The 7,560-nt window shown below is 59.6% G+C and carries 8 protein-coding genes; 5 read left to right on the plus strand and 3 right to left on the minus strand.

Annotation, left to right across the window (positions count from 1 at the left end):
* The first annotated feature begins 356 nt into the window (after positions 1-356).
* Positions 357-671, plus strand: coding sequence for a hypothetical protein (locus PMI23_RS13005; protein WP_007918063.1), 315 nt, complete (start codon positions 357-359; stop codon positions 669-671).
* A 32-nt stretch (positions 672-703) separates the two neighbouring features.
* Positions 704-1,012, plus strand: a complete 309-nt coding sequence (gene yecR / locus PMI23_RS13010) for a YecR family lipoprotein (RefSeq protein WP_007918065.1) — start codon at positions 704-706, stop codon at positions 1,010-1,012.
* A gap of 116 nt (positions 1,013-1,128) precedes the next feature.
* Here yecR and PMI23_RS13015 read toward each other — a convergent pair whose 3' ends face one another.
* The gene (locus tag PMI23_RS13015) at positions 1,129-2,757 is read right to left on the minus strand and encodes an ATP-binding response regulator (protein ID WP_007949861.1); all 1,629 of its coding nucleotides are present in this window, start codon (positions 2,755-2,757) and stop codon (positions 1,129-1,131) included.
* 115 nt (positions 2,758-2,872) lie between these two features.
* Here PMI23_RS13015 and PMI23_RS13020 point away from each other — a divergent pair, with 115 nt between their 5' ends.
* Entirely contained in the window at positions 2,873-3,472 is a 600-nt protein-coding gene (locus PMI23_RS13020) for a response regulator transcription factor (protein WP_007910868.1), read from the plus strand.
* Positions 3,473-3,509: 37 nt separating this feature from the next.
* Here the strand turns inward: PMI23_RS13020 and PMI23_RS13025 are convergent, their stop codons facing one another.
* Positions 3,510-4,508: a bile acid:sodium symporter family protein gene (locus PMI23_RS13025; RefSeq protein WP_007910866.1), complete on the minus strand. Its 999-nt coding sequence runs from the start codon at positions 4,506-4,508 to the stop codon at positions 3,510-3,512.
* Between the two features lie 84 nt (positions 4,509-4,592).
* Here PMI23_RS13025 and PMI23_RS13030 point away from each other — a divergent pair, with 84 nt between their 5' ends.
* Positions 4,593-5,381: an AraC family transcriptional regulator gene (locus tag PMI23_RS13030; protein WP_007949862.1), complete on the plus strand. Its 789-nt coding sequence runs from the start codon at positions 4,593-4,595 to the stop codon at positions 5,379-5,381.
* Here PMI23_RS13030 and PMI23_RS13035 read toward each other — a convergent pair whose 3' ends face one another.
* Positions 5,382-6,326 carry a Dyp-type peroxidase gene (locus tag PMI23_RS13035; RefSeq protein ID WP_007910862.1) on the minus strand — a complete coding sequence of 315 codons (945 nt, stop codon included), beginning with the start codon at positions 6,324-6,326 and terminating at the stop codon, positions 5,382-5,384.
* A 164-nt stretch (positions 6,327-6,490) separates the two neighbouring features.
* On the opposite strand from PMI23_RS13035, the gene PMI23_RS13040 reads away from it, so the two are divergent.
* Positions 6,491-7,465 (plus strand): TerC family protein, encoded by a 975-nt coding sequence (locus PMI23_RS13040; RefSeq protein WP_007910861.1) that lies wholly within the window; start codon positions 6,491-6,493, stop codon positions 7,463-7,465.
* The last annotated feature ends 95 nt before the right edge of the window (positions 7,466-7,560 follow it).

Below are 7,560 nucleotides of genomic sequence, written 5' to 3' on the forward strand. Positions count from 1 at the left end.
TGATGGTGCCGATCATGTCGGTGCGGGCGCATTGGCGGCAGATGGCGCCGATCGCACCGGCGTCAATCGGGTTGCCTATTCGCGTGTCGGCGTTGGTTCTGATCGCGTCGCCTCCGCACTGATGACCGGCAGTTATTCCGACCAGTTCAACAGTCCCCAGTAATCCTCCTTCGGCGCAACAGGCGGTTTTAGCGAGCTGCCTGTTGAGCGCCGCACTAGCACATTTGTGCTAATCGACCGGCCTGTCAGCTGGCGTTATATTCCCCCGCAACCCCCGATGTTCCTCAACGTTGCCAGTTCGCAGCGTGCGGGATCGTTGTGCCTGGAAATCAGAACAACACCAAGGAAGAAACACCATGAAACTCCATGCAAACCTCACCAAAATCGCCGTATTCGGTGCCGTGCTGCTCAGCGTGGCCGCCTGCCAGACCGTGAAACCGACTGAAGCGAGCATGAAAGAACGCGCTCAGACGGTGATCGGTAAACCGGTGTCGAAAATCGACAACATCCGCAACGACAGCACCCTCACCTACTACACCGCGTACACCCCGGCCGGGGAATACAACTGTGAATTGCCCAGCGGCGTAATCATCGCCGTGGCCAGCATGGGCATGATGTCGCCGCCGCTGTCGTGCCTGCCGAAAGGCGCCTCGCCGATTCCACTGCAGTAACTTCCCCGCCCGGTAAAGGACACCGTTTGCCCATGAAAACCCTGATCGCAACACTCACCCTCAGCGCCCTGTTCCTGACTGGCTGTGCCACGCCGAAACAGTGGGAGGCCACCGGCGGCAGCAAAAACGATGGCGTCGTCCAGGTCTCCTATGAACTGGGCCAATTCGAAAGCGGCCAGACCAGCGCCGAACAAGGCCTGACCGTCGCCGCACAACGCTGCAAGACCTGGGGCTACAAGAACGCCGAAGTGACCGGCTCGGAGAAAAATATCTGCCGCACCATGGGCCAATACAACTGCCTGCAAACCACCATCACCCAGGATTACCTGTGCAAACGCTAGACGCTTGACCCTGTAGGAGCTGTCGAGTGCAACGAGGCTGCGATCTTTTGATCTTGCTCTTCTCATCAGCATCAAAAGATCGCAGCGTGCCGCAGCTCCTACAGCCCCATGGACACCTACAAGGCATTTTCGGTGGGTTCGGGCTGGCGATCGCGCAGGGCTCGCAAGGTCGCGCGCAGTTCGGCCGGGCGTACCGGTTTGGACAGGATGGCGATGTCGCGGTCGTGCAGGGCTGCCTGGATTTTCTCGACGTCATGCCCGGTGATGATCATCGCCGGTACCGCCCAACCGCGCTGCCTGCGCACATCATCAATACATTCGATGCCGGTGGCATGGGTGCCGAGGTCATAGTCGGCGACGATGATGTCGCAGTCGGTGACCAGATCCTGAGCCGTCAACTCGGCCTGAACCACACAGCCCCAGCGTTCCAGCAACGCTGAAGTCGCCAGCAGCACATTGCGGTCATCTTCCACCAGGCACACCTTCAGCCCGGTCAGCAAACCGACTTGGCGCGCCTCATTCCGATTGACCGTTAACGGCGCTGGCGCGGCGATCGGCAACCCGTACAAAGTCACCGCCGTTCCGCGCCCAAGCCGCGAACGCAGAGTAACGCCGACACCAATCAACTCACCCAGACGCTTGACGATCGACAGCCCCAAGCCCACGCCTTCGACGTCTTTGTCGCGCACTTGCCGTACCCGATAAAACTCCTCGAACACCTTGGCCTGATGCTCCTCGGCGATACCGTTGCCACGGTCATAAACCACGATTGACAGCCCTGCCCCGTGCCGACGCACACCGATCAATACCGGCCGATGCGCACCGTATTTGAAGCAGTTGGACAGTACGTTCTGCACCATGGTCGCGAGCAACGCCGGATCCGTGCGCACCCAATATTCACAGGGGCGCACATGCAATTCGACGCCGGCCCAACGCGCGGCTTCAGCGTTCTGGCGAATCAGATCCGCGAGCCATTCCCCTAAATTGAGGGTTTGCAGTTTGGGCAGAACCCGGCCGTTATCAAGGGTGTACAGATCGAGAATCGAGCGGAACAGTTGCGAAACGTTGAGCAACGAACGGTCGATATTGTCGACCAAGCGCCGCTCCTCCTCGCCCAGTCTCGACTCACGCAGACAGGCAGTAAACAGACCGATGGAATGAATCGGCTGACGCAAATCATGACTGGCCTGAGCGAGAAACCGCGACTTTTCCAGATTCGCCGCCACCGCCTCTTCGGAGGCCTTGCGCGTGCGTTCCAGCAACAAGTGCGCATAGAACGGAATCACCGTGCTGGTGAGCATCAGCATCAACACCATGAACGGTTGCGCCTGCCACACCGGCGTCAGGCGATAAACACACAGCAATGCCAGCAGCGCCAGCGCCGTGGCAATCGCCAGATAGCGCGAGCCATAGCGCATGCCATTGCCGAGGTTGACCCAGATGATCACCGCGTATAGCGGCAACGCCATCTCGCCGCCCACCACCAGACCAAAGCAGGTGCCGGTGTAATCATGGATCATGGCGAAAATCCGTCGCGCCGGGTAATGCCCTGGCCAGCGCGCAATCGCCTGACGCAGGGCGATCGAGGCCAACAAAAACACAATGATGTAGGTAATGATCGGCAGGTATGTATCGAAGCGCTGGCCTGGCAAAAAACCCAGTATCAGCATGTAAACCACGGCAATACTGGCAATGATGATGCGCAGGTTGGCCTGATCGAGTTCGGTGTTTTTCTCGAACTTCATGGTTAAACGTCCTTGTGCGGCAATCGTCAGTTTCCGAATCAGCCTACAGGCAACCTTCGCGCCCGGTGCTAAGGTGCAAGCCTTGAGTAACGCCTGACCCAGGGAGGGTCATGCCATGACCTGCCGAATTATCATAGCCGACGATCACCCGCTGTTTCGCGAGGCGATGCTGCGCACGGTGCAGCGGTTGCTGCCCGAAGCCGTTATCGAAGAAGCGGGCGATCTCGACGCCGTATTGGCGCTGCTGCCTTTGGGCGAGCCGGACACATTGATTCTCGACTTGCGCTTCCCCGGGCTCACGTGTGTGAGCCAGCTCGCCGAACTGCGTCGACGCTTGCCGCGTACCACGCTGATTGTGGTGTCGATGGTCGATGATGAGTCGCTGATCAGCGAAGTCATGACCGCTGGCATTGACGGTTTTATCGGCAAAAACATTGCCCCCGATGAAATCGGTCAGGCGATTCTGGCGATTCGTGAAGGTGAGGTGCTGGTGAAGTTTGCGCCGTCCGGCTTGCTGCCGCTGGAAACCGGCGCCGCCCTTACGCCTCGTCAGCAAGACGTGCTGCGCTTGATCGCCCAAGGCAAGACCAACAAGGAAATCGCCCGTGAACTGGATATTTCGCCGTTCACGGTGCGGATTCATGTGTCGTCGTTGTTGCGCACATTGAACGTGCCCTCGCGGGCAGCCGCGGTGAAATACGCAGGAACTCTGTAGGCGCAGTCTTCAGCAGCGCCTACACGGGGTCGGTGCGTTATGGATCGACTTGCGCCATCAGCTCCGGCACCGATTCCGGCCGTTTCGCATAACGCTGAGCGAGCACCGCGCAGACCATCAATTGAATCTGATGGAACAGCATCAACGGCAGAATCAACACACCAATCGTGCTACCGGCAAACAATACCTGCGCCATCGGCACACCGGTGGCCAGGCTCTTTTTCGAGCCGCAGAACAAAATGGTGATGCGATCTTCCTGGCTAAAACCGAACGCCTTGCCGAGCAGCGTCGACGCCAGCAAGACCAGCGCCAGCAGGATGCAGCAAACCACCACCAGCCCGAGCAGTTCGACTAGCGGGATCTGATGCCAGATGCCTTCGTTGACCGCTTCACTGAATGCGCCGTAGACCACCAACAGAATCGAACCCTGATCAACGAACTTCAGCCAGTTCTTGTTGCGCCCCACCCACGCGCCGATCCAGCGACGGGCGATCTGCCCGGCAATGAATGGCAGCAACAACTGCACGCTGATTTTCAGAATCGCATCCAGCGTCGATCCGCCATCACCGTGGACGTCGAGCAGCAGCGTCACCAGCAATGGCGTGAGGAAAATCCCGAACAGGCTAGAAGCTGCCGCGCTGCAGATCGCCGCCGGAATATTACCGCGCGCCAGCGAAGTGAAGGCGATCGCCGATTGCACCGTTGCCGGCAGTGCGCACAGGTAGAGCATGCCCATATACAGCTTGTCGCCGATCAACGGAGACAGCAGCGGTTTCAGCGCCAGCCCGAGAATCGGGAACAGCACAAAGGTCAGGCCAAATACCAGCAAGTGCAGGCGCCAGTGCCCGGCACCGGCGATGATCGATTCGCGGGACAGTTTGGCGCCGTGCAGGAAAAACAGCAGCGCGATGGCGATGTTGGTCAGCCAGCCGAAGCCGACGGCGACCTGGCCGCTGGCCGGCAGGAAACTGGCCAGCAGTACGACGCCGATCAGCGTCAGGGTGAAGTTGTCGGGCAAAAAGCGTGGGCGAGTCATGGTCGGTTCATCCGGGGGTTGCCAGGGCGTGCCGACGACTCTAACGTGGCTGCGAATTACCGACTAACGCCGAAGGGCCATAAGATGCCGCCTAAAGGACATGACAAAAGCGTTCGGCGCAGCATTCCCGGGCTGCCCAGCCTGCCGCGTCCACTGTACGGGCGCACCGAATCGCTGCCCAATCGCGCCCTGACCCGGCGCCACAGTCACCCGTGGGTGCAGTTGTCCTATGCGATTCAGGGTGTGCTGGAAATCCAGACCAGCGCCGGCCGCTTTGTCGCCCCGCCCGAACGCGCGGTGTGGATCCCGGCGGGCGTACCGCATCGGGTGTTCAGCTCGCCGCACACGGAAATGCGCAGCCTGTACATCGATTGCAGCGTTGCCGGATGGGCGCTCGAGCGCTGTCATGTGCTCGGCGTCAGCGATCTGCTCAGGGAACTGATCCGCGCGTTCAGTCAGGTTCCGGTGGAGTACGACCAGAGCGGCCCGCATGGACGTCTGGCGCAAGTGATCCTCGATCAACTGGCCGAAGCGCCGCAGATCGACCTGATGCTGCCGCTGCCGCAAGACGCGCGCTTGAAGCAGATCTGCCAGAGCCTGGAACAACACCCGGAACAGCAAACCACGCTGAGCCACTGGAGCGAGAAGTTCGGCGTCACCGAGAAGACCCTCACCCGCCTGTTTCTGCGCGACACCGGCCTGACCTTCCGCGCCTGGCGCCAGCGCTTGCGCCTGCTCGGCGCGCTGACACCGCTGGAGAAAGGTGAACGCGTCACCGACGTCGCGCTGGCCTGCGGTTACGACTCGACATCGGCGTTTATCGCGGCGTTTCGTCAGCAGTTCGGTGAAACGCCGGGGGAGTTCTTTCGTTGATCAGCGATCCGCCAGCTCTTCCAGTAAATCCGCCGACGGCACGAAATACAGGCTACCGGTGACCGCCGTGCTGAAATCCAGCAACTTGTCGTAATTACCCGGCGGCTTGCCGACGAACATGTTTTCCAGCATCTGCTCCATCGGTTCCGGCGAGCGCGCGTAACCGATAAAGAACGTGCCGAACTCCCCTGCCCCCGGTCGGCCGAACGGCATGTTGTCACGCAGGATCTTCACTTCCTCGCCGGCTGCGTTGGTGATAGTGGTCAGCGCACTGTGCGAGTTGCTCGGTTTGACCGCGTCATCCAGTTCGATGTCGGAGAGCTTGGTGCGCCCGATAACGCGTTCCTGCGCTTCAACGCTCAAACCGTTCCACGCGGTCATGTTGTGCAGGTACTTTTGCACCAGCACATAACTGCCACCGCTAAAGCCCGGATCTTCGTCACCGACGATGGTGAAATTGACCGCTTTGCGTCCGACCGGGTTTTCCGTGCCGTCGACAAAACCGATGATGCTGCGCATGTCGAAATAGCGGAAACCTTGCACTTCGTCGACCACCGTCACCGCATCGCCGAGAACCGCCATGATTTGCGTGGCCAGTTCAAAACACAGATCCATTTGATCGGCGCGAATGTGCAGCAGCAGATCGCCCGGGGTTGCCGGCGCGTGCCGCCCTTCCCCGCCAAATTCGCGAAAACCGTGCAGCGATGCCGGGCGTGGATTACCGAAAAGTCGATCCCAGGCGTTCGAGGAAAAGCCGCAGATACAGGTCAGATTGCCTGTCGGTACGCGCTTGCCCACCGAACGCACTAGCCCGGCGACATCGCCGCACCAGTCTTTGACGGTTTGCGCGGCTTCAGCCCCGTCGTTGAGCGTCGCAACGATGAAAATCGCGCTGCTGGTGATCGGACTGCACACCGCTTGAGGTTCGAGAATGTCGGTATTCATCGCTGGAAACATTGCTCCGTAAAAAGTGCCCGAGCTGTCAACGAGGGCAGATAGTTCGTTTTTAACGAACTGTTGCGCAGAAATAAACGATTTTTCTTTGCCGCAAACTGGTCGCTAGCATGGCCTCGTCTGACCCCAATCCAAGAATAGACAGGGAGCGTGACATGCCAGCCACCAACATCAATATCGGCGAACCATGGATGTGGGGCGCCTTCATCGTCTTCGTACTTGCCATGCTGGCATTGGACCTGTTTGTCTTCGGTGGGCGCAAGGCGCATCGGGTCTCAGTGCGCGAAGCCTTGTCCTGGGTCATCGCCTGGTGCCTGCTGGCATTGAGTTTCGCCGCCCTGCTCTGGTGGTATCTGCACGGCGCGTTCGGCGCCGAGATTGCCCGGGAAAAAACCCTCGAATTCCTCACCGGTTATCTGATCGAGCAATCGCTGTCGATCGACAACATGTTCGTCTTCGTGATGATCTTCAGCTACTTCGCCGTGCCGCCGGAGCTGCAACGGCGGGTGCTGTTGTACGGCGTGCTCGGCGCGATCGTGATGCGCGCGGTGATGATTTTTGCCGGGGTGTGGCTGGTGTCGCAGTTCGAATGGCTGCTGTATGCGTTCGGCGTGTTCCTGATCTTCACCGGGATCAAGATGCTGGTGTTTGCCGACCACCAGCCGGACCTGGACAAGAATCCGCTGCTGCGCTGGGTGCGCGGGCATATGCGCATCACCAGTGGTTTTCACGGCGAACGGTTTTTCGTCCTGCAGAACGGCGTGCGCTGGGCCACGCCGATGTTTCTGGTGCTGGTGCTGATCGAGGCCAGTGACCTGATGTTCGCGGTCGACAGCATCCCGGCGATTTTCGCCGTGACGACTGATCCGTTCATTGTGTTCACTTCGAATATCTTCGCGATCATGGGCCTGCGCGCGCTGTACTTCCTGCTGGCGGACATGGCGGACCGCTTTCACTTGCTCAAGTACGGGCTGGCGATTGTGCTGGTGTTTATCGGCGGCAAGATGGTGTTGATGCCGTGGTTGCACATGCCGGTGGAATGGTCGCTGGCGGTGGTCGGTGGGGTCATCCTGAGTTCGGTTCTGCTGAGTCTGGTGATGACTAGAGAAACCGAACGCAGCACGGAATGACACACCACAAAACCTTGTAGGAGTGAGCCTGCTCGCGATAGCGGTCTGTCAAACGACGCGATGTTGACTGATCTGGCGCTATCGCGAGCAGGCTC

The sequence above is a fragment of the Pseudomonas sp. GM24 genome, from assembly GCF_000282235.1.
Taxonomy (GTDB): domain Bacteria; phylum Pseudomonadota; class Gammaproteobacteria; order Pseudomonadales; family Pseudomonadaceae; genus Aquipseudomonas.